A 21,639-nucleotide genomic window follows, 5' to 3' on the forward strand; every position below is an offset into this window, starting at 1 on the left:
AGTGCACCCCTGCCGGGCTCGGCCCTTCGCTATCGCTCCGGGCGTTCGTCGCTCGGAAAGCCAAGCAATTGGCTTTCCGTCCGCTTCGCGGACCGCTCCTCACCCCCCGCATGGGGGGAGATTGGCAGTACGTGTGGCAGCGCCTTTTTGACGACGACTTTGGCGATTGGCGAAACCCTGGGCGACCTCCAATCTCCCCCCTTGCGGGGGAGATGTCCGGCAGGACAGAGGGGGGTGGCTGGGCTCCCACGTTACAGGCGAGCAAAACCTACAGCGCCTGCGTCGTGTAATCCCCTTCGGCCTCGTAAAGCCCATCCTCGATCTTGGTCTTGTGGACGACCGTCAGCTTGCCGCCTTCGACCTTGGAGATGTTCTGGATGCCGAAGCACTGGTGGATCTTGCCGTTGAACGTCTTCGGTCCCTGCGGATGCTCCGGCCCTTCGGCGAATTCGGTCAGCGCCTCGGTCGCCTCGACCAGCTTGGCGCGGTCTTCCGGACCCTTGTAGCCGGCGTCTTCCATCGCCTTCTTGACGACGTAGAGCGTTTCCCAGCAGCCGAACATGTGCGAGGCGGTGGAGACGTCCTTGGGGTCGCCGACGGCCGCACCATTGTCGTCGATGCCGACGGCGGCGCGATAGGCCTTCTGCGCGGCGCTGTCGTCCGCCTGCGCGTAGCGCGGCGAGCCTTCCCAGAAATGGCTGCCGTCGAGGAATTCCAGCCCGGGGCTGTTGATGTCGGTGGCTTCGAGCGAATCCATGAAGCCGAAGAGTTGCGGCCGGTTGGAACCGTAGAACTCGCCGAGTTCCTTGACGAAGGTCAGCACGGCCGGACCGACCATGACGTGGTAGATCACCTCGGTCTCGGCCGGGATCTGCGGAAAATATTTGGTGAAGGAAGATTCCGTCGGCGGGATGGCGATCTGGGCGATGACCTCGGCGCCTTGCGCCTTCAACGCCGGCGGCAGGTAGTCGCGGTGGTCGTAGCCGAAGGCGAAGTCGGGGAAGATCTGCGTCACCTTCTTGCCGGCATTGGCCGCGATCCACGGCGCCATAGACTGGATCTGGCTCTTCACGTCGGTGATGCCGGGCTGGAAGACGTAGCGGTTCAACTTGGTCGAGGCGACATGGTGGCCTTCACTGACGACGAAATAGGGAATCTTGTTTTCACCTGCGGCCGGCGCGGAGCCGATCACGACATGCGAGAACAGCGTGCCGAAGACGATGTCGGTCTTGTGCTGGGTGGCGAACTTGCCGACCACTTCGGCTCCGCGGCCGGGATCGGTGCCGTCATCCTCGATCACCAGTTCGACCGGGCGGCCGTTGATGCCGCCGGCATCGTTGATCGCCTTGACCGCGGCCGCACTGGTCTTTTCGTACCAGCGGCCATAGGCGGCACCGATGCCGGTGCGGTGCGACTGGAACCCGATCTTGATCGGCGCCGAGCTCTGCGCCTGCGAGTAACGAACGAAGCCCGGCGCGAGCGTCAGGCCGGCCCCGGCAGCGAGACCTTTTAGCGCCGTACGGCGGCTAAGCGTGCTTTTGGAGAGATCGAAAAACCCATTCTTGTCAGTCACGGCAGTTCCCCTGTTTTCGAGTTTTGACTGTCTGTAACGAGGCAAGGCCACTCCCTTGTGGGAGGGGCAGAAATCGCATGTATACAAACTAAATCATCAAAGCCTCGACGTGGCAAGCGGGCTTTCCGCATCCAGCGCCGCGCGTCCATCAGGACGCGCAAAGGACGCTGGAGCATTTTTTGCTTTGCGCATGATCCTTTCCGAAAATCGAACCCGATTTTCGGGGTCATGCGCTGGCACGCCGGTCACCTTTTGTCATCCGGCAGTCGGCGTGGCAAGCAACCAGAGACCGAAGATGGTGTAAGCGACCATCAGCACGGTGAGCGGCAATTGACTGAGTGCGGCGCGCGATGGAACCGGGTGCAGCCGCCAGGACAGACCATGGGCGACGAGCACCGCCAACATATGGCCGGCGATGATGATGCCGGCCTGCACATTCCACAGCCACCAGGCGGAGCCGGCGCCGGCGACGATGCCGGCTTCGATCCGCATGTCGGCGGTGCCGAACAGGTTCCAGCCCAGTCCTAACGGGTCGGATAAAGCAGCCACCGCATACTGGCCGTCGACCAGCAGCGCCGTCAGATAATGCGCGACATGATAGGCGAGCGCGATCGGCACGATCGACCAGACCAGCAGGCCTGCCGTCTCGCCAAGCACATGCCCGCTGCCGGCAAGGCGCTGGCCGAGGATGACGGCCAGCATGAATGCAGCCGCCAGCAGCACGAAAGTGAGCACGAGGCCGAAGCTGCCGATACCGATCAGAGCGGTGCGGCCGGGATACTCCAGCGGATTGATGCCGAACAGACCGAGCCAGAAGAAGGTTTTCGACAGGCCATCGAAGGAGACAGACGAAAGGCTGAGCAGCAGGAAAGCGATGCCGCTGGCCGGCAGAGGCACGGCGGCGAGCAGTTTCGCGCCCGGCCAGCAAAGGTTGAGGCGGCCTTCTTCACCTCGCTCGACAGGCGCAAAGCGCGCCACCATGCTGAAGAACACCGTCAGGAACTCGCCGCGTTGGCTCCAGCCGGGATAGCCGAAGGCGAGCATGGCGATGAAGGTGAAAAGCCAATAGAGGCCAGCGGCATAGGCCAGCCGTGCCGGGTCGTCGGGCGCCGGATCGATCAGTTCGAACCAGGCAAAGGCGAAGAACAGGATGACGGCCGGCCAGCTACCGAGCCATGCAGGCAAACGCGATTTCGGCACCTCGGCATCGCGCTGACCAAGCAGGCGGGTCACGATCCGCCATGGGCCGTACCAGGGGTTCAGCCAGGACCAGAGACCGCCAAGCAGACCTTGCAAGAGGACGAGACCGACCCAGAGCAGTGTCCATACGACAAGAGGGAGCGGGTTGGAGAGCGGGTCGCGGCTGCCGAACAGGCCGGCGGCGATCAGGATTACAAAGCCGGCAAAGGAGAGCAGGCTGACGAGTGTGCGGGGGGCTCCGCTGCATGTGAAAAGTTGTAAGCGACGACGCCAGAAACGGTCGAGGGCGTCGGGTGGTAACAGGGCCAGAACGAGGAAGCTGACGGCGACGGCGAGTGCGCCACCGGCGATGTAGTAGCCGGTGGGGAGGAGGAGGACGTGGCCGCGATCGGAGGCATGGGCGAAGGCGGAGGTGGGGAGGAGGGTGAGGACGAAGAGGGCGAGAAGGGCTAGGTTCCAACGAAGGCACCCTACGGCGCCCCCCTCTGTCCTGCCGGACATCTCCCCCGCAAGGGGGGAGATTGGATTTCGCTCAGGCTTTCGCCGATTTTCAACGGCGAAGAAAGACGCGCGGCGCCCGACGCTGCCAATCTCCCCCCTTGCGGGGGAGATGTCCGGCAGGACAGAGGGGGGTGGGCGGGAACTCAACTTATCCGGATTTCCATTTGCCTGGCGAAATGATCCGCCATCTCAAACCTTGACCAATTGCCTCACCCGATCTTTCGCCCCGAAAATCCGCAAATACCGTTCGATCTCCTTGGGGTCGCCCGTCGCCTTGGCCGGATTGTCCGACAGCTTCACCGCCGGCCTCCCGTTGGCCTCGGTGACCTTGCAGACCAGCGATATGGCATCGAGGCTGTTGGTTTCGGTCGGCGCGCAGCCTTCGAAGTCGTTGGTGAGGTTGGTGCCCCAGCCGAAGGACATTCGCACCTTGCCCTGGAAGTGCTTGTAGGTCTCCTCGATGGTCTCGACCTCGAGCCCGTCGGAGAAGATCAGCAGCTTCTGCCTGGGATCCTTTCCCTTCTCGCGCCACCAGTCGATGATTTTTTCACCGCCTTCGATCGGCGGCGCGCTGTCGGGGCGGAAGCCGGTCCAGTCGGCAACCCAGTCCGGCGCATCGCGCAGGAAGGATGCGGTGCCGAAGGCGTCGGGCAGCACGATCAACAGGTTGCCGCCATAATAACGCTGCCAGTCCTGCAGCACCTTGTAGGGCGACTGCTTCAGCTCTTTTTCCGATTTTGCGAGTGCGGCAAACACCATCGGCAGTTCATGCGCGTTGGTGCCGAGCGCTTCGAGGTCGTTGTCCATGGCCAGCAGCACGTTGGAGGTGCCGGTGAAGGCCTCGCCGATGCCTTCCTTGAGCGCCTCGACGCACCAGCGCTGCCACAGGAAGGAGTGCCGACGGCGGGTGCCGAAATCAGAGATGCGGATGCCGGGCAGCGCCTTCAGCCGCTCCGTCTTGGCCCACATCTTGGCCTTGGCGCGGGCATAGAGCACGTCGAGCGCAAACGGGCCGAAGGCGCGCATCGCCGCGCGGGAACGAAGCTCATTGATGATGGCCAGCGCCGGGATTTCCCACAGGGTAGTGTACATCCAGGGGCCGCTGAAGGAGAGCTCGTACTGGCCGTCGCGCTTGGACAGCTCGTATTCGGGCAGCCGAAAACCTTCCAACCAGGCGAGGAATTCCGGCTCGAAGATCTGCTTGCGGCCATAGAAATTATTACCGCCGAGCCAGATCATCTCCTTCTTGGAGAAACGCAGCGTGCGGGCATGGTCGAGCTGGTCGCGCAGTTCGCCTTCGTCGATCTCATCGGCAAGGCGCACCGAGGTGGTGCGGTTGATCAGCGAGAAGGTGGTGTCGACCTTGGGATACATCCCCCAGATCATCTGCAGCATCAGCAGCTTGTAGAAATCCGTGTCGAGCAGGCTGCGGACGATCGGATCCAGCTTCCAGGTGTGGTTGTAGACGCGCCGCGCTATATCGGTCTTTGCCATGTCTGTCGCCGCCTTCGCTGCTGGCTCTAGCTTTTGTCTTACGCAATTCCGGACGGAAAACCGCTAGGAACTTTTCCTGGAATTGCTCTTGGCCAAATGCCTCTTAGCATTGAATTTTTGAACGCGCTTCCCGCTTTGCGGGCTGGTCCGACAAAAAGAGGACGCTGCGGCAGTATTGTTGTGGTGCTTACGGCTCTTAGGATGCGGCCTTGGCGCCAATCACTTTCAGCGCCGGGCGCTTCCTGCGGGTGCCTATGCGGCCGGCCACCGGCGCGTCGGCACGGCTGTCGGCCTGTTCCTTCTCGACGAACAGCCAGTCGATGAACAGCTGCACGATCGGCGCCGAGCGCATCTCGTTGCGGCAAACGACATAGAAATCGTCGACCGCCGGCACCGACAGGCTGAACGGCGCCACCAGCAGGCCCCTGGCAAGCAGCATGCTGGCGGTGACGGAATCGCCAAGCGCCACGCCATGGCCATGCACCGCGGCCTCGATGGCCGTGCGCGCATCGCCGAGATGGTGCCGGCGGCCACGCTCGAGATCCAGCCCGTCGGCCGCGGCCAGCCAGGTGTGCCACTCGCGGCCGTCATCGCCATGCAGGATGACATGGTCGGCAAGATCCCTGCAGATGCGGATCGGCCGGTTGTTGATCAGCGTCGGGCTGACCACCGGGAACAGTTCGAGGCCCGACCATTTGCGCATCCAACAGTCGGTCCAGCTGCCGTCGCCATAGAGCACGCAGACATCGACCTGTGGCGCACGAATGTCCTTGGGGTCGTTGGAGGGGATCAGCGTCAGCCTGATATCGGGATATTGCGCCATGAAGCTGCCGAGCCGCGGCGTCATCCACAGAAGCAGCAGCGCCGGCACGCAGGAGACCGACAGCGTGCCGGCGCTGGCCGGCCTGGTCATGCGCTGCGTGGCGGCGGCGATGCCGTCGAAGGCGGTCGATACCGCCGGCAGCAGTTCGGCGCCGTGCGGTGTCAGCTTTACCCGCTGTCCGGTGCGCTCGAACAGCTTGACGCCGAGCGATTGCTCGAGCGCCTTGATCTGGTGGCTTATGGCGCCATGGGTGACATTGAGCTCGGCCGCCGCCTTGGTCAGCGAGGCGTGCCGCGCCGTCGCCTCGAAGGCGCGCAAGGGATTTAAGGGGGGCAGACGCTTGGCCATGAGCACCGGATACTCTGTGAGATTTTCTCACAAACAGCACCGTAACAATATCAATTGATTTTTCAATGCGGCTGCCGGACACTTTGGCAGGTCAACAGCATCAATGACGTGAAATCTGCAGGCAGCCAGCGGGACAGCGACCCGGCCGGATGACGGTCAGTTCGCAAACGCTGCGGCATGCACAAGCCCGGCAGGAGGAGACCGACATGGGTTACGATCGTGGCAAGCTCGACGCGCTGCGCCGCAAATACGGCGAGAGCCATGGCGGCGAGATGTTCGACCCTAAATTCCGCAAGGTTGCCGACAAGATCTTCTCCAAGAGCGGCACCAGGCTGGCGCCCTATTCCGGCATCCCCACCTTCCTCGCTGCACCCTACCGCGAAGTCGCTGCCGACAATCCGGATTTCGGCGATTTGCAGGTGGCGATCATCGGCGTGCCGATGGATCTCGGCGTCACCAACCGTCCCGGTTCACGCTTTGGACCGAGGGCGTTGCGCGCCATCGAGCGCATCGGCCCCTACAATCATGTGCTGGAATGCGCGCCGACGCATGAGCTGCGAGTCGCCGACATCGGCGATACGCCGTTCCGCAGCCGCTACCGGCTGGAGATCAGCCACGAAGACATTGAGAAGCGCACCAACCAGATCGTCGATGCCGGCGTGCTGCCGCTCTCGGTCGGCGGCGACCACTCGATCAGCCACCCGATCCTGAAGGCGGTCGGCAAGAAGGCGCCGGTCGGCATGATCCATATCGACGCCCATTGCGACACCAGCGGGCTGTTCGACATGACCAAGTTCCACCATGGCGGCCCGTTCCGCAACGCGGTGCTGGACGGCGTGCTCGACCCGACCCGCACCATCCAGATCGGCATCAGAGGCTCGGCCGAATATCTGTGGGAGTTCACCTACGAATCCGGCATGACGGTCGTGCATGCCGAAGAGGTGACCGGGCTCGGCATCCCCGCGATCATCGAGAAGGCGCGCAAGATTGTCGGCGACGGCCCGACCTACATCTCGTTCGATGTCGACAGCGTCGATCCGGCCTTTGCGCCGGGCACCGGCACGCCGGAAGTCGGCGGCCTGACGACGCGTGAGGTGCTTGAACTGCTGCGCGGCCTGAAGGGCCTCAACATTGTCGGCGGCGACGTCGTCGAGGTGGCGCCGCAATATGACGCCACCACCAACACCGCCCATGTAGGCGCGCAGGTCCTGTTCGAGATCCTGAGCCTGATGGTGTTCAGCCCCGCCATTACGAGCAAGGGAGCCTGAATTCAATCGCAAGGCGGCCGCCGCGCTGGAGCCGGCGGCCGTTTCAAACAAACAAGCATCCAGAAGGGGAATACCAATGACACTCCACATGAAACTCAAATCTTCCGTAGCCGCCGCGCTGATGCTCGCCGGCCTCGGCCTCGCCTCCCAGGCTCATGCCGACGCCGTCGACGACATCACCAAGGCCGGCGCTATCAATGTCGGCATCTTCTCCGACTTCCCGCCCTTCTCCTCGGCCAGCGCCGATATGAGCATCAAGGGCTATGACGTGGACGTGGCGCAGGCAATCGCCGATGCCTTGAAAGTGAAGCTCAACCTGGTCAGCGTCACCGGCCAGAACCGCATCCCCTATCTCACCGACAAGCGCGTCGATATCCTGATGAGCGTCGGCTATTCCAAGGAGCGTGAGGAGGTGATCGATTTCGCCGCCGCCTATGCGCCCTATTACATCGCCGTCATCGGTCCGGCAGCGCTCTCGGTCAAAGGCAAGGAAGACCTTGCCGACAAGTCGATCGCCGTCAACCGCGGCACGCTGGAGGATACGTCGCTGACCGAAGCTGCGCCGGCATCGGCCGACATCAAGCGCTTCGACAACTACAACTCCGTCATCCAGGCCTTCATCTCCGGCCAGACCCAGCTGATGGTGGTGGGCAACGACGTGGGCGCCCAGGTGTTGGCCAAGCAGGATGCGCTGAAGCCGGAGCAGAAGTTCCAGCTTTTAACCTCGCCCTCGCATATCGGCCTCAACAAAAAAGAGGACCGGCTGAAGACGGCGGTCAATGATGCGGTCGCCAAGATGCTTGCCGACGGCAAGCTCGACGAGAGCTCGAAGGCCTGGCTGAAGACGCCGCTCAATCCCGACAACCTCAAGGATTGAGTTTCCGTGGCCTTTGCCTGGCTTCCAGCTGCTCTGGGCGACATCACGCGCGGCGCGCTCACGACGATCCTATTGATCGTCGTGACCACGCTCGTGGGTACGCTGCTGAGCATCCTGGGCGCTGCCGGTCGGCGCAACGGCCCGGTATTCGTGAAGCGCGCCATCGCGGTCTATGTCGAGGTGATGCGCAACACGCCTTTCCTGGTGCAGCTGTTCTTCATCTTCTTCGGTCTGCCCAGCCTCGGCATAAGGCTCGATCCGATCCTGGCCGCCATGCTGGCAATGACGCTCAACATGGCGGCCTACACGATTGAAATTGTCGGCGCCGGCCTCGATGCCGTGCCCGGCGGACAGACGGAAGCCGCTCTTTCACTGGGGCTTCGGCCACGACAGGTGTTCATCAAGATCGTGCTGCCGCAGGCGCTGAAGGTGATCTATCCGGCGCTCACCAGCCAGATCGTCATCATGATGCTGGAATCAGCCGTGGTTTCGCAGATCGCCGTGCGCGAACTGACCTATGAGGCCGACATGCTGCAGGCACGCACCTTCCGTTCCTTCGAGACCTATTTCATCGTGACGCTGGTCTATCTCTTGATGTCGATGGCCTTGCGCCGGCTGCTGGTCACAGGCGGGCGCCGCGTCTTGGGGGCCGGCGTGTCATGATCGAATTCACCTTCTGGGATATCGTGCGCAACCTTGTGCTCGCCGCGCGCTGGACGGTGCTGTTGTCGCTCGCCGCCTTCGTCGGCGGGGCGCTGGTCGGGCTGATCGTGCTGTTCTTCCGCATCGCTCAGAATAAATGGAGCCGGCGCATCGCTTCCGGCTACATCGCGCTGTTCCAGGGCACGCCGCTGTTGATGCAGCTGTTCCTGATGTTCTTCGGCCTGCCGATGCTGGGCCTGCGCATCGAGCCGTGGACGGCAGCCGTGCTCGGCCTCACCTTCTTCGCCAGCGCCTATCTGGCCGAGATCTGGCGCAGCGGCGTCGATGCGCTGCCGCGCGGGCAGTGGGATGCCGGCGCCAGCCTCGGCCTGCACCGCCTGCAGGAGCTCAGGCTGATCATCCTGCCGCAGGCGTTCTCGATCACGAGGGCGCCCATCGTCGGCTTCCTGGTGCAATTGATCAAATCGACGGCGCTGACCTCGATCATCGGCTTCGAGGAGCTCGTCAGGACCTCCAACGCCATCAACAACGCCACCTTCGAACCGTTCAAGGTCTACGGGCTGGTGGCGCTGATCTTCTTCGTCATGTGCTTTCCACTGACGCAATACGCCCGTACGCTCGAACAACGAGCGGCGGCCCACTGACGCCAGACGGCGACAGTCGTGTGAAGGGAACCTGCCGGAAAGACCGGCATCAACTGAGGAGAAATCGGATGAACAGACTGATCGGAAAATCCATGACACGGCGCGGCGTGCTTGGCGCGGGCCTCGCAACAGCCGGCATGCTTGCCATGCCGTCCATCCTGCGGGCGCAGGACAAGTCGCTGAAGGTCGGCGTGTATGGCGGCTATTTCAAGAAATCCTTCGACGAGAACGTCTTCCCCGACTTCACCAAGGCAACCGGCATTGCCGTGGAATCGGTCGCTGAGCCGACCGGCGAAGCCTGGCTGGTGCAGCTGGAACAGGCGGCCAAGGCCGGTCAGGCGCCGGCCGACCTTTCGATGATGTCGCAGACCTCGACGCTGAAGGGCCAGTCGACGGAATTGTGGACGCCGCTCGATACGTCGAAGTTCAAGCATTATGGCGACCTGTTGCCGCGCTTCATCAACAAATATCCGGATGGCCGTGTTGCCGGCATCGGCGCCGTCGCCTGGTGGATCACGCTGGTCTCCAACACGGACGTCTACAAGGACGCGCCGACGTCGTGGGACGCGCTGTGGGACAAGGCCAATGAGGACAAGCTCGGCCTGCTGGCGCTTGCCTCCAACTCGTTCCTGCTTGAAGTGACGGCCAAGACGTTCATGGGCGGCACCAACGCCCTCGACACCGAGGACGGGCTGAACAAGGCGTTCGAGAAGCTCGCCGAGCTCAAGCCGAACGTGCGCCTGTGGTATCGCGACGAGGCGCAGTTCGAGCAGGCGCTGAAGTCGGGCGAAATCCCGATGGGCCAGTATTATCACGACGTCACCGGGCTCGCGATCGCCGACGGCTTCCATGTCCGCTCGACCTTTCCGAAGGAAGGCGGCATCCAGGATTCCGGCAATTGGGTGCTGTCGCGCGCCTCGACCAAGGTCGACGAGGCGCATGCCTTCATCGACTATATGAGCCAGCCGTCCATGCAGGGCGTGATGTCGCGCAAGGTCGGCACCACGCCGACGCTGAAGAAGGAGGTGCTCGACCTCAAGCCGGAAGAGTTCGCCGCGGTGTCGTCGGATATCGATCCGATCATCCCGCGCTACGATCTCTATACGTCGAAGGCCGACTGGATCAACCAGAAGTGGACCGAGCTGATCGTCGGCTGATCAGCCCGATCCGCTTGAAACTGACTGGCCGCCGGATTTCTTCCGGCGGCCCCGTTAGAAGCAGTTCACCGTTTCATCGAGACGGCGGCCTACTTCCCGCTTTTAAGCAATTCCGGGCGGAAAACCGTTACACACTTTTCCTGGAATTGCTCCAGCGCACAGCCTGAGAGGGATGAGCATGCCCGGACTAGACATCAACGCCATCACCAAGACATTCGGCAATTTCGCCGCCGTCGACAATGTCCAGCTCAACGTGCCGCACGGCACGTTCGTCTGCCTGCTCGGCCCGTCGGGCTGCGGCAAGACCACGCTGCTGCGCATGATTGCCGGGCTGGAGGAGCCGAGCAGCGGCGCCATCGTGCTTGACGGCGAGGACATCACGCCGCTGCCGACGCACAAGCGCAATCTCGGCATGGTTTTCCAGTCGCTGGCGCTGTTTCCGCATCTCTCCGTCGGCGACAACATCGCCTATGCGCTGCGCATTCGCGGCGCCTCGAAGGAGGAGCAGAAGAAACGCGTCGACGAGCTGCTGAGCCTGATCCATCTGCCCGGCTTTGCCGACCGTCCGGTGGCAAAGCTGTCGGGCGGCCAGCGCCAGCGCGTGGCGATTGCGCGGGCACTCGCCCTGTCGCCGAAACTGTTCCTGCTCGACGAGCCGCTGTCGGCGCTTGACGCCAAACTGCGCGAGGCCATGCAGGTGGAACTGCGCCAGTTGCAGCAGCGGCTCGGCATCACCACCATCGTCGTCACCCACGACCAGCGCGAGGCCATGACCATGGCCGACCTCGTCGTCGTCATGGGCCATGGCAGGATCCTGCAGGCGGCGCCGCCGATCGAGATCTACCGCAAGCCGGCCGACGCCTTCGTCGCAGACTTCATCGGCATCACCAATTTGCTGCCGGCCGAAGTCGACAGCACCGGGCGCACCACCATTTTGGGCACCGCCATTCCGGGCCTTGCCATGCCGGCGGGTCAGACCAAAGCCTCGGTCTCGGTCCGTCCCGAGGATGTGCATCTGGGCAGCCCCGGCGGCTCGGCGATTACCGGCGAGGTGAGTTTCGTGCGCGATCTCGGCGGCACCATCGAGACCTTCGTCGATGTCGGCGGCACCAGCATCATTGCGGTGACGACGCCGCGCGAGCGGCATGACGTGCCGGTCGGTGCCAAGGTCGGCGTCACGCTGCCGCCGGCCAGTTGCGTGGTGCTTGGCGCATGAGACGCGAAGCTCCGAAGTCGGTAGCCGACTACACGCCGCTGTTCTTTCCGGCGCTGATGCTGATCGTCTTCTTCGTCGTGCCGTTCTCGACGATGATCGCGGTGAGCTTTTTCAAGCGCAACCCTTCCGGCTTCTACACGCCGGATTTCGTGTTCGACAATTACGCCCGGTTCCTGTCGGTGTTCTTCGGCGGCGTGCTTAGCTTTTCGCTGATGCTGGCGGTGCTAGTCGCCATCTGCTGTGTCACTATTGCCTTCCCGTTCACCTACCTTTTGACCCGCCGCCCGCGCCGCGTGCAGACGCTGTGGCTGGTCGGCCTGTTGTCGGTGCTGTCGCTGTCGGAAGTCATCATCGGCTTTGCCTGGTCGACGCTGTTTTCGCGCACCGCCGGGATCACAAACCTGTTCGTGGCGATCGGGCTGATGGACAAGCCGGTGGCGTTGCTGCCGACCTTCGGCGCGGTGCTGACCGGCATGGTCTACCAGGCGCTGCCCTACACCATCCTGGTGCTCTACCCCGCTCTCGTGCGCCTCGACCCGACTTTGCTAGAAGCCGCGCGCACGCTCGGCGCGTCGCCGGTGCGGGCCTTCTTCAACGTCGTCGCGCCGGCGCTGCGCAATACCATCGTGGCGACGCTGATCATGGTTTTCGTCTTTGCGCTCGGCTCCTACCTGCTGCCGCAGATCCTTGGGCGGCCGCAGCACTGGACGCTTTCCGTGCTGATCACCGACCAGGCGATCTACCAGTCCAACATGCCGTTCGCCGCGGCAATGGGCGTGTTCCTGGTGCTGATCTCGCTGGCGCTGGTTGGACTGACGCTGCTCGTCGGACGCCGGGAGAATGCGCTATGACCGCGACCTTGATGCGCCGTGTCTATTTCACCGTCATTGCGCTGTTTCTAGCGGCGCCGCTGATCGTCGTCGCCGGCGTGTCGGTCAACTCGCGGCAGGAGCTTACCTTCCCGCCAGTCGGCTTCTCGCTCGGCTGGTATGCCCAGATCTTCACGGATCCGGAATGGCGGCTGGCGCTGATCCATTCGGTGACGCTGGCCGTCTGTTCGGCGGCGATTGCCGTCGCGGTGGCGCTGCCGCTGGCCTGGTTCCTGTGGCGGCGCATCGCGCCATGGGCAAACATCTTTCAGGTGCTGGGGCTGGCGCCCTTCATCCTGCCGCCGGTCATCACCGCGCTCGGCTTCCTCTCCTTCTGGGCGACGGTCGGGCTGTTCGGCCAGTTCTTCACCGCCATCATCAGCCACGCCATCTTCTTCGTAACGCTGCCGCTGGTGACGTTGTCGCTGGGCTTTGCCTCGATCGACCGCTCGCTCGTCGAGGCCGCGGCCACCATGGGCGCCGACGACCGCACGGTGCTGAAGACCGTGGTACTGCCGCTGATCCTGCCCTATCTCGTCTCGGGCTATGCCTTCGCCTTCGTACTGTCGCTCAACGAATACATCGTTGCCTATATGACGATCGGCTTCACCACCGAGACGCTGCCGATCAAGATCTTCAACGCGCTGCGCTATGGCTATACCCCGACCATGGCCGCGGTGTCGGTGTTCTTCGTTGCGGTTGCGGCATTGGTGTTCGGCTCGATCGCCAGGTTCGGCGATATACGCAGGCTGCTCGGCGCGATGTCGTCGGACGGCAACTGAGCGCATCTGTGCAATAGCAACGGGCCGCGTGCATCGACAGACATGTCGTTCACGAACGAATGCGGATGATTGTCTTCCCCGAGCGTCGCTCGGTCGGGTTGAACGCGGAAACTGCATCGTCCAGGGTCGAGATGTGGCCGATGTTTGTCCGCAGTCGTCCGTCCTGCACCCGCTGGACAATTTCACTTAGTTGAGCGCGATCGGACTCGACAACAAAGTCGATCGCCAGGCCATTGGCGGGCCGCGCTTCGGGCGGCCCGACCACGGTCACCAGTGTTCCTCCGGCTCGAATCAGAGCCGCGGATCGCTTCTGGATGTCGCCGCCGATGACATCGAACACCAGATCGACGCCGCCGACGTCTTCCAGGACGTCGTTCTCGAGGTCGACGAACTCGTTCGCGCCGAAGTCGAGCGCCTTCTGCCGGTCGGCAGAGCGTCCGGTGCCGATGACGTAGGCGCCGGCCTCTCGTGCGAGTTGCGTCACCATCGATCCGACCGCGCCGGCCGCACCATGTGCAAGGACGCTCTGCCCCGCCTTAAGGCGGCCATGGTCAAACAGACCCTGCCATGCGGTCAGGCCGGAGATCGGCAAACTAGCGCCCACCGTGAAGTCCACGTCGCCTGGCAATGGCGCAAGGTTTCGTGCTTCCATGGCCACATACTCCGCGAGTGTGCCGTTGCGATACCAGTCCGCAAGGCCGAAGACCCGCTGTCCCACCGACAGCCCCGTGGTGCCATAGCCAAGGGCGGTGACCACTCCGGCCAGCTCGTGCCCCGGGATCGATGGCGTCCGGTCGCGGTCGACGCGGTCAGTCCAGGTCGAGGGCCACGCCAGCTCAGTCGGGACGAATCCCGACGCATGAACCTGGACGACGACGTCGTTAATCGCTGCCTGGGGGTCGGGTCGCTCCGCAAGCTTCATCCCTGCCGTTCCCGCGGCCTGGTCAGTTACTACGATTGCCTTCATCGGAATTGCCTCCTCAGTCGTTTGTCACCTAACGATGGCTGGTAGATATGTCCGGTTCTGATCATGAACAGGACCAAGATTGGACAGTGCCGGCGCGATGCGGTCGCGGCGCAGCCAGCGCGCGAGCAGCAGCGCCGCCACCACCGCCAGACGTGACGCCAGGCCGATCCCAGATGCCGACGCCGTGCAGGCCGAAGCGGCCACAGCACCATCACCAGACCCATCGGCGCCACGAAGGTTGCCCGGCCGGCGCATAGCGCGCCTTCAAAATGCGGCCGATCTGGACCAGATTCAGAAGCACAAAGAAAACGTTCCAGCCGACGACGTTCATGAGTGGCGCCGGCTGGCTATAGAAATACACGGCAAGGCAGATTGCGGCCGCTGTGGTGAGAATCCTCAGCCGCAAAATGTCCAGCGTGAAGTAGGCGATCACATACATGATGTTGGCCATGTTTATCAGAAGTTCCATGTTCCTGGTTTCCAATTGGGCTGGGCACTCAGATGAGACGGTCCTTGAAGTGTTCCCGAACGGCATAGGAGATCGCACCGCGGCGAATGCCTATGTCCTTCAGGATGTGGTCAGGCAGTTCCTGCAAGGCCCTCTCGGCCCTGCGTGCTCTCAGCCCGATCGAAACGCGTTTTAGGTAGTGAAACATTGGTTTCTCCATTCGTGGGAATCGCAGCGCATGGAACGGGGCATCCCGCTCCAAACGCAGTGTTGTTCATGCTTGCTGGTTGGATGACGCTGCCCCGCCGGTTACGCGAGGCAGCGACTGGAGGTCGTCAGGCCGCCGCCGTCATCGGATCATTGCGAATGATGACCGTGTCAGCGACCGGGTAGAATTCCTCACCGGGCATGCCGACGCGCTTCGCGTGGTCCCGGATGGCCTCGCCGTCCTTGGCCTCGTAGATGCAGAAGGTGCCGATGCGCCCATCGGGTTCGTGCACGACATAGCTGCGGATCCAGCTGACCGTGCCCGCCATCTGTTCCTTGGCGACCTTTGCCGATTTGGCGCCGGCGGCTTCGAGTTCCTGCAAAGATGCCCAGGCGCTGGGGCGGCGGATAACAAACAGGTTCATGATCTTTCCCTTTCGATTTCGCGCAAGCTTTTCACCGGCGCTGCTGGTCGCCAGGCGTGTCTGCCTGGCTGGGGAAAAATTACCGTCGAGGGGACTGATCGTCCTTATCGGCACCTGATCTCTGGCTGATCTTTCGTTATCACCGCCGGCAAGCGGATCAGTACGCGGACGGGATCAGATGGTGAGTTCTTGGACAGAGCTATCGCCAGGCCCCTGGCTTTCAGGTGAAAAGCTATGGCGAAGCGTTGCGGCTTCCTCTTCCAGGCGTAACGATCCCAGATGGCGGGCCGCTCTCTCTGCCGCGGTTATCTCCACTTTCGCCCCACTGACGTCGCCCAAACGCAACAAGGCACTGGCGAGCCGCAGCCGAACCCTTGCCGCGTGATATTCGACCCCTGCACTGGTCCAGAGCTGCCGGGCCAACAGCAGAAGCCGATTTCCGTTTGGGTCGCCTGGTTCGCAAAGTGCTGCCTTGGTTTCGGCTATCAATGCCTGCGTTGCCGGTTGCCGCCAGCGTTCTGGCTGTGCATCGATTTCGTTGAGATAGATTGCCGCCTGGGCAGAGCGCCCGCCACGCGCTGCAATGCAGGCTGCGTTCACCAGCAGGTTTCCGCGCCGCTGCAGATGGAACCACGACATCCCTTGCAGAGCCCGATCGAGCGCGGCAAGCGCCCCGTCCAGATCGCCTGTTTCGAACAACAGCACAGCGTTGCCCGGCTCCGCGTCCCAGCCCATCGCATAAGCCTGGTCGTAGTCGGCGCGCGCCGATGCAAGGTCGCCGATCATGGCAAAGATATCGCCGCGGACGCGGAAGCCTTCGCCGAGCGACCAGGATTCCTCCGCGGAGAGTTTGGGAAGCGCTTCGTTTATGCAGCTCAGGGCTTCAGGCAATATCTGCTGCGCCGCGACCACTTCGGCACGATGAAGGTCACACGCGCCCGAGGTCTGCGCAAAACTTGCGGTGCACCAGCTTTCGAAGCCTTCGCTCCACTGGCGAGCACGGGGCCAATCGGCGTATGTCCTGCAGCTCCACAGGATATTGCAGTAAACCAGACTACCGGTGATCGGGTCGACCTGGCTCGACAGAGCGATAGCCGCCGCATGGTTTTGCTGCTCGCTGCCCTCCTCGATCTTGCCCAGGGCGAGATTGAAAAATCCCTTGTATGTCAAAGTCAGAGCCCGAAGGCCGGGGTCGTCGCAACTTTCCGCAACTGCGTAGGCGGCTGACGCCAGTTGCAGCGCTTCCTCGGGCCGCCCGCCAGAGGATGCCAGGCGCGACCTCATCCACAGCAGATATGCTTGCGTAGTATCGTCTGGCGACTGAGACAGGAGCGACGCAGCACGTTCCAGCCATCCCTCTGCGACGGCCCCCGATCCCCGCTCCGCCTGGATCTTTGCGAGTGTGACAGCGGATCTGGCGGCGCGGGCCAGGTCACCGGCCTCGACATGAGCCGCAACAGCGCGCGCCAGCATGGGGATCGCCTCGGTCGGCCGCCCGCCACATTCGACGACCAGAGCCCAGAGATCGACGTCCGCAGGAGAGAGATCTTCATTGTCCGCCAATCGCGCGAACAATTTTGCGGCCGCGCTCCAGTCGCGCGAGGCTGCAAGCCTGCGAGCCTCAGCAATATCGTCGGCCCCTTTTAACGAGACAGGCTGCACATATCCCAGTCCCGGCTCATCGATGGCGAAGCGATAGCCATGGCGAACGTAGCTGTGTATCGCGTCCTGCAGGCCGCCTGCCGCCAGCGCCTTTCGAGTGAGGCTGACCACGCGCTGAAGCGATGCTTCGGTCACGATGACGTCCGGCCAAAGAGCGTCCATCAATTCGTCTTTGGGGACGACCCTGCCAGCGTTGCGCACCAGGTACACCAGCAGGTCGAAGACAAGCGGCTGGATCTTCTGCGCAGCGCCGCCCAGCGACAGTTTGCGCGCCGCTTCATCAAGTTCGAATTGTCCAAACGCGTGTTGCATCGCTTCTTTCCGATGCAACAATCTACCTTATCAGTTTCGACTATGGGAGAGGGCCGGCCCGAAAGCCGGCAAGGCGTAGGTTGGGGTCAGTAGCCAACGGCGGCTCCCGCGACAGCTCAGAAAGCCAAAGCTGGACGGTCCGCCTTTTTGTTTTCAGTGGCTGAAGACGAGCGGCGGCGCGATGCGGTCGCGCCTGAGCCAGCGCGCGAGCAGCAGGACCGCCACCACCGCCAGACCCGACGCCAGGCCGATCCAGATGCCGACGCCGTTGAAGCCGAAATGGAAGGCAAGCAGCACGCCGAGCGGCAGGCCGATGCCCCAATAGCCGATCGCGGCATAGATCATCGGCACCTTGGTGTCGTGCAGGCCGCGCAGCATGCCGGCGGCAACGGCCTGGGCGCCGTCAAATATCTGGAACAGCGCGGCAAAGGCCAGGAACGACACGGCAAGCGCGATCACCCGGGCATTGACCGGGTCGGTCATGTCGATGAAGGCGCTGATCAGCAGATGCGGCCACAGGACCATCACCAGACCCATCAGCGCCATGAACGAGACGCCGATGACGAAGGCGGTCCAGCCGGCGCGCGAAACACCTGCCTGATTGCCGGCGCCATGGGCCAGGCCAACGCGCACGGTGACCGCCTGGTTGAGGCCGAGCGGCACCATGAAGGAGATCGAGGCGATCTGGATGGCGATGGCGTGCGCGGCAAGCGAATCCGCATCGATCAGGCCCATCAACAGAGCTGCCGCGTTGAAGATCGTCACCTCGAAGGCGAGGATGCCGGCGATCGGCAGGCCGAGCCGCAGCAGGCCCTTGAAGCGCGGCCAGTCGGACCGCCAGAAGCGGCCGAACAGGCGGTAGCGGCGGAACTTCTTCTCCAGCATCACCACAGCGGCCAGGCCGCAGAACATCAGCGTGCTGGACAGGGTGGTGGCAAGCCCCGAGCCGGCAATGCCCATCGAGGTGACGCCGAGATTGCCGAACATGAACACCCAGTTGAAGAAGGCGTTGAAGGCAACGGCGACGAAGACGATGACCAGCGCCCAGCCCGGCCGTTCCAGGGCCGAGATGAAGGAGCGCAGCACGATATAGCCGTAGAATGGCAGCACCGCCCATTCGAGCCAACGCAGATAGATACCGGCTTGATGGGCCAGAGCGGGTTCCTGACCCATGGCCAGTAGAATGGCTTCGCCATGCCACAGGAAGATCCAGATCGGGATCGCGATCAGGATCGCCAGCCACAGACCCTGTCGCACAGTGCGGCGCAGGTCGCGCACGGAATGGCGGCGGCGGCCGAGTTCGGTGGCGATCATCGGCGAGGTCGCCAGCATCAGGCCGAGGCCGAAGATCAGCGGCATGAAGTAGAGGTTGGCGCCGAGCGCGCCGCTGGCCAGCGTGTCCGCGCCCAGGCGCCCCATCATCATGACGTCCGTGGCTGTCATCGCCGTCTGGCCAAGATTGGTCAGCACCATCGGCCAGGCGAGCGCCAGCGTCGCCCTGATTTCCTGACGCCAAAGATTTTCCGGCGCATGAGCGCCGGCTTCGATCGCAGACATTGTCCTGCTCTTTCCGATTGCGGCGCGTCGGCAATTGGCCGGAAGCCGCACTTCCAAACGGCAAAACCTTCGGTTTCGCGGCGTTTGCGTCGTCTAATTGGACGAAATGCGACAGTATGGCAAGGGAGGACGGACGGGCAGCGATTGAGCCAGGGAGGTGAGGCTCTCCCATGCGGCCGGCATTTTCGCTCAGCCGATGCTCTCACCGCCGTCGATGACCAGCGCCTGGCCGGTCATGAAGGATGAGCGGTCGGAGACGAGGAACAGGATCGATTCGGCGATCTCTTCGGCGCTGGCCCAGCGCCCCATCGGGATCTTGGTGCGGACGTAGGTCTCGATCGCCTCACGGCCGCCCATCTGGGCGATGAACGGCTCGTTGAAGGGCGTGTCGACCCAGCCGGGGCAGAGCGCGTTGACGCGCACATTGTGGCGGGCATAGTCGAGCGACATCTGCCTGGTCATCGCCACCACCGCATGTTTGGAGGTGGCATAGGCGATCATCTCGCGATCATAGAACACGCCGGAATTCGAGGCCGTGTTGAGGATGACGCCGCCGCCTTGCGCGACCATCGCCGGCATGACCAGCCGCGCGGCCAGAAACTGCGCCCGTACATTTATGCGCCAGGACGCATCCATGCCATCGACTTCGACTTCGGTCAGCGCTCCGCCGACCTGGATGCCAGCGTGATTGTGCAGGATGTCGATGCGGCCATGTTTGCCTAGCGTGCCCGTGATGAGCTGTCCTACCGCCGCGTCGTCAGAGACGTCGGTGACAATCGCCTCGGCCTGCCCGCCTGCCGCGAGGATATCGGCCGCCGTCGTCTCGCCACTTGCCAGATCCCGGTCGGCGATGACCACCAGCGCGCCCTCCCTGGCCATGATCATGGCGCCGGCACGGCCGATGCCGGAGCCGGCGCCCGTCACCACGGCGATGCGGTCTTTGAGGATCATGAATGCGTCTTTCAGCTGGATGGCTTGCGCTGGCGCAGCTGCCATTGGGCAAGCACCACGAGCAGGACCGAGGCGACGAGCACGATGGTGGCGATGGCATTGATTTCCGGCGTGACGCCGCGCCGGATCGAGGCAAATACATAGATCGGCAGCGTCGTCTGCGCGCCGGCGACGAAGAAGGCGACGATGAAATCGTCGAAGGAGAAGGTGAAGGCGAGCAGGAAGCCGGCGACCACCGCAGGCATGATCTGCGGCAGGACAATCGAGCGGAACGTCGTCAGCGGCGTGGCGTAGAGATCGCTCGAGGCCTCGACCAGATTGCGGTCGAGGCTGGCAAGCCGCGTGCCGACAATCATCGTTACCAGCGCCATCGAGAACAGGCCGTGCGCGGCAATGATTGATCCATAGCCGAGAGACAGGCGCGGCGGCTGGTCGTCGGGCCAGATCGAGGCCAGGAACGGGTTGAGCACGCCAAACAGCTGGACCAGCGCCACCAGCGTCGAGATGCCGATGACGACGCCGGGAACGACGATTGCGGCACCCATCAGCGCGTCAAAGACGGCACGGGTTCTGAGCCCGACCCGTGCCAGGCCGAGCGCTGCTGCCGTGCCGCACACTGCCGCCAGAAGCGCGCTGGTGGTGGCGATGAACAGGCTGTTTTTCAGCGCCTCGACCAGGAACGGGTTCGACAGCGCCGTGCCGTACCACTGCACTGAAAAGCCGGTGAACTCGCTGGCGTGACGGCCGGCGTTGAAGGAGAACAGCACGACCAGCGCGATCGGCAGATAAAGGAAGGCGAAGACGGCGGTGACGAAGGCGCGCATCAGATCAGATCCACCTGACGGGCGCCCGACACCCGTGTCGAAATGCGGTTGGCGGCAATCAGCACCACCACCGAAACCGCCACCAGCGTGATGGCGATGGCCGATCCGAACGGCCAGTTGCGCGACTGCAGGAAGAGGTCGACCAGCGCGTTGCCGATGAAGAACACCTTGCCACCGCCAAGCAGCGTCGGGATGAGGTATTCGCCGAGCAGAAGGATCATGACCAGCGAGAAGCCGGTCATCACGCCGGGCAACGAAAGCTTCAGCGTCACGCCCAGGAATGTCGAGAGCGGCGTCGCGCCGAGATCGGCGGAGGCTTCCAGCAGCCGTCGGTCGAGCCGCTCGAGACTGACATAGATCGGCAGGATCATCAGCGGCAGGTAGCCGTAGACGATGCCGAGCAGGACGGCGCCCGGCGTGTTGATCAGCCTGACATCCTCCATGCCGGCAAACGCCAGCAGCGCCGGGATGCCGCGCCCGCCCAGAATGTACATCCAGGCATAGGTGCGCATCAGAAGGCTGGTCCAGAACGGAATGACGACGAGCGCAAGCAGGATCAGCCGCCAGCGCTGCGGTGCCTTCAAGGCAAGGTAGTAGGCGACCGGGTAGGCAACGAGCAGACAGGCGAGCGCGCCCACCGGTGCCAGCATCATCGTGTTCCAGAAGGCGGTCGCCCGCGCCGGAAGGTTGGCGTATTGCGCCAGCGTGAAGGCAGCCTGGTAGCCACCCTCTGGCGCCCGCTCGCCGAGGCTGAATACCGCAATGGCGATGAACGGCAGCACCAGAAACACCACCAGCCACGCCGTTGCCGGTGCGAGCAGCAGCGCTGTCAGGACATTATGCCGAAATCTGTTGCCGTGCATGGAAACCG

General features: G+C 63.3%; 21 protein-coding genes. 8 read left to right on the top strand and 13 right to left on the bottom strand.

Features of this window, described 5'->3' with window-relative positions:
* Positions 1 to 268: 268 nt before the first annotated feature.
* The 4 genes from ACWTU9_RS02970 to gcvA all read right to left on the bottom strand — a co-directional run bounded on the left by ACWTU9_RS02970 (position 269) and on the right by gcvA (position 5,939).
* Positions 269 to 1,573, bottom strand: a complete 1,305-nt coding sequence (locus tag ACWTU9_RS02970) for an ABC transporter substrate-binding protein (protein ID WP_454587431.1) — start codon at positions 1,571 to 1,573, stop codon at positions 269 to 271.
* Positions 1,574 to 1,828: 255 nt separating this feature from the next.
* On the bottom strand, positions 1,829 to 3,274 hold the full coding sequence (locus ACWTU9_RS02975; RefSeq protein WP_455857011.1) for a hypothetical protein: 1,446 nt from the start codon (positions 3,272 to 3,274) through the stop codon (positions 1,829 to 1,831).
* A 189-nt stretch (positions 3,275 to 3,463) separates the two neighbouring features.
* Positions 3,464 to 4,768, bottom strand: coding sequence for a nicotinate phosphoribosyltransferase (gene pncB, locus ACWTU9_RS02980; protein WP_455857012.1), 1,305 nt, complete (start codon positions 4,766 to 4,768; stop codon positions 3,464 to 3,466).
* A 196-nt stretch (positions 4,769 to 4,964) separates the two neighbouring features.
* Positions 4,965 to 5,939 carry a transcriptional regulator GcvA gene (gene gcvA / locus ACWTU9_RS02985; protein WP_455857013.1) on the bottom strand — a complete coding sequence of 325 codons (975 nt, stop codon included), beginning with the start codon at positions 5,937 to 5,939 and terminating at the stop codon, positions 4,965 to 4,967.
* Positions 5,940 to 6,145: 206 nt separating this feature from the next.
* On the opposite strand from gcvA, the gene speB reads away from it, so the two are divergent.
* The 8 genes from speB (at position 6,146) to ACWTU9_RS03025 (ending at position 13,415) form a co-directional block, all read left to right on the top strand.
* Positions 6,146 to 7,207, top strand: a complete 1,062-nt coding sequence (speB, locus tag ACWTU9_RS02990; protein WP_455857014.1) for an agmatinase — start codon at positions 6,146 to 6,148, stop codon at positions 7,205 to 7,207.
* Positions 7,208 to 7,283: 76 nt separating this feature from the next.
* Positions 7,284 to 8,084 (top strand): transporter substrate-binding domain-containing protein, encoded by an 801-nt coding sequence (locus ACWTU9_RS02995; protein ID WP_454587427.1) that lies wholly within the window; start codon positions 7,284 to 7,286, stop codon positions 8,082 to 8,084.
* A gap of 6 nt (positions 8,085 to 8,090) precedes the next feature.
* Complete coding sequence (locus ACWTU9_RS03000; RefSeq protein ID WP_454587426.1) at positions 8,091 to 8,747, top strand: amino acid ABC transporter permease; 657 nt, start codon at positions 8,091 to 8,093, stop codon at positions 8,745 to 8,747.
* Positions 8,744 to 9,391 carry an amino acid ABC transporter permease gene (locus ACWTU9_RS03005; protein WP_454575258.1) on the top strand — a complete coding sequence of 216 codons (648 nt, stop codon included), beginning with the start codon at positions 8,744 to 8,746 and terminating at the stop codon, positions 9,389 to 9,391. Before ACWTU9_RS03000 ends, ACWTU9_RS03005 begins: the two co-directional genes overlap by 4 nt.
* A 68-nt stretch (positions 9,392 to 9,459) precedes the next feature.
* On the top strand, positions 9,460 to 10,548 hold the full coding sequence (locus tag ACWTU9_RS03010; RefSeq protein ID WP_455857015.1) for an ABC transporter substrate-binding protein: 1,089 nt from the start codon (positions 9,460 to 9,462) through the stop codon (positions 10,546 to 10,548).
* A 178-nt stretch (positions 10,549 to 10,726) separates the two neighbouring features.
* Positions 10,727 to 11,764, top strand: coding sequence for an ABC transporter ATP-binding protein (locus ACWTU9_RS03015; RefSeq protein ID WP_455857016.1), 1,038 nt, complete (start codon positions 10,727 to 10,729; stop codon positions 11,762 to 11,764).
* Positions 11,761 to 12,615: an ABC transporter permease gene (locus tag ACWTU9_RS03020; protein WP_455857017.1), complete on the top strand. Its 855-nt coding sequence runs from the start codon at positions 11,761 to 11,763 to the stop codon at positions 12,613 to 12,615. The genes ACWTU9_RS03015 and ACWTU9_RS03020 overlap by 4 nt, the downstream gene beginning before the upstream one ends.
* Positions 12,612 to 13,415, top strand: coding sequence for an ABC transporter permease (locus ACWTU9_RS03025; RefSeq protein WP_455857018.1), 804 nt, complete (start codon positions 12,612 to 12,614; stop codon positions 13,413 to 13,415). Before ACWTU9_RS03020 ends, ACWTU9_RS03025 begins: the two co-directional genes overlap by 4 nt.
* Before the next feature lie 49 nt (positions 13,416 to 13,464).
* On the opposite strand, the gene ACWTU9_RS03030 is transcribed toward ACWTU9_RS03025, so the two are convergent.
* The 9 genes from ACWTU9_RS03030 to ACWTU9_RS03070 form a co-directional block, all read right to left on the bottom strand.
* Positions 13,465 to 14,382: an NADP-dependent oxidoreductase gene (locus ACWTU9_RS03030; protein WP_455857019.1), complete on the bottom strand. Its 918-nt coding sequence runs from the start codon at positions 14,380 to 14,382 to the stop codon at positions 13,465 to 13,467.
* A gap of 211 nt (positions 14,383 to 14,593) precedes the next feature.
* Positions 14,594 to 14,833: a hypothetical protein gene (locus tag ACWTU9_RS03035; protein WP_455857020.1), complete on the bottom strand. Its 240-nt coding sequence runs from the start codon at positions 14,831 to 14,833 to the stop codon at positions 14,594 to 14,596.
* 46 nt (positions 14,834 to 14,879) lie between these two features.
* Positions 14,880 to 15,038, bottom strand: coding sequence for a DUF1127 domain-containing protein (locus ACWTU9_RS03040; protein ID WP_454575265.1), 159 nt, complete (start codon positions 15,036 to 15,038; stop codon positions 14,880 to 14,882).
* A gap of 127 nt (positions 15,039 to 15,165) precedes the next feature.
* Entirely contained in the window at positions 15,166 to 15,462 is a 297-nt protein-coding gene (locus tag ACWTU9_RS03045) for a nickel-binding protein (RefSeq protein ID WP_352562000.1), read from the bottom strand.
* A gap of 174 nt (positions 15,463 to 15,636) precedes the next feature.
* Positions 15,637 to 17,436, bottom strand: a complete 1,800-nt coding sequence (locus ACWTU9_RS03050; protein ID WP_455857021.1) for a winged helix-turn-helix domain-containing protein — start codon at positions 17,434 to 17,436, stop codon at positions 15,637 to 15,639.
* Between the two features lie 153 nt (positions 17,437 to 17,589).
* A complete protein-coding gene (locus tag ACWTU9_RS03055) occupies positions 17,590 to 18,993 on the bottom strand; it encodes an MATE family efflux transporter (RefSeq protein ID WP_455857022.1) in 1,404 nt (467 codons plus the stop codon).
* Positions 18,994 to 19,182: 189 nt separating this feature from the next.
* Complete coding sequence (locus ACWTU9_RS03060) at positions 19,183 to 19,944, bottom strand: SDR family NAD(P)-dependent oxidoreductase (RefSeq protein ID WP_455857127.1); 762 nt, start codon at positions 19,942 to 19,944, stop codon at positions 19,183 to 19,185.
* Between the two features lie 11 nt (positions 19,945 to 19,955).
* Positions 19,956 to 20,768 (bottom strand): ABC transporter permease, encoded by an 813-nt coding sequence (locus ACWTU9_RS03065; RefSeq protein WP_455857023.1) that lies wholly within the window; start codon positions 20,766 to 20,768, stop codon positions 19,956 to 19,958.
* Positions 20,768 to 21,631, bottom strand: a complete 864-nt coding sequence (locus ACWTU9_RS03070) for an ABC transporter permease (protein WP_455857128.1) — start codon at positions 21,629 to 21,631, stop codon at positions 20,768 to 20,770. Before ACWTU9_RS03070 ends, ACWTU9_RS03065 begins: the two co-directional genes overlap by 1 nt.
* Positions 21,632 to 21,639: the final 8 nt, after the last annotated feature.

This window comes from Mesorhizobium sp. 128a, from assembly GCF_053848025.1.